At 42.2% G+C, this 571-nt stretch carries 1 protein-coding gene; it reads left to right on the forward strand.

The window, feature by feature from the left end:
• Positions 1 to 31 precede the first annotated feature (31 nt).
• Entirely contained in the window at positions 32 to 478 is a 447-nt protein-coding gene (locus tag UA76_RS06395; RefSeq protein ID WP_047044126.1) for a GNAT family N-acetyltransferase, read from the forward strand.
• The last annotated feature ends 93 nt before the right edge of the window (positions 479 to 571 follow it).

The following is a 571-nucleotide window of genomic DNA, read 5'->3' on the forward strand; positions in this document are numbered from 1 at the left end:
TTGGGCGTTATGAGCTACAAGGAAAAGTAGAATGGGATACATCATCAGAAGTGCTTTAGAGTCAGATGCATTGGGTATCAATGAAGTATCTAAGCACCTTGGGTATTCAGAACTATCCTCTTCCGACGCATCGTCAAAGCTTGAAGAATTGCTGACCTCCAACCTAGATCATGTATTTGTTGCAGAGCTTGACGGTCAAATTATTGCTTGGTTGCACCTTATCTACGCACGTCGACTTGCATCTGATAATTTTCATGAAATCTGTGGGTTAGTTGTTTCTCCTGATTTTCGAGGTCGTGGTGTCGGTAAGCATTTAGTGCAATACGCTCAGGATAATATTGATGGTAATTTGAGAGTACGCTGCAATGAGCTTAGAGTGGAATCTCACAAGTTCTATGAAGCTATCGGGTTCAATTGCAGTAAAGTGCAGCGTGTATTTCAGCACGCTCATAACAAATTGCTTAACAGGGACTCCTAACGCTTGGCCACTTTCATTCAAATTGGCTTTAGTGTTTAGGGCACAAATTTTAAGTTGGGTGGTATAGCGTTATCGCCCGTTAGCAAGGCGTTA

It is taken from the genome of Vibrio mexicanus (assembly GCF_001012815.1).
Classification (GTDB): domain Bacteria; phylum Pseudomonadota; class Gammaproteobacteria; order Enterobacterales; family Vibrionaceae; genus Vibrio; species Vibrio mexicanus.

What these genes read in the sequence shown, in the direction of transcription:
- UA76_RS06395 (WP_047044126.1), top strand. Translation starts at nt 32, where the DNA reads ATGGGATACATCATCAGAAGTGCTTTAGAGTCAGATGCATTGGGTATC.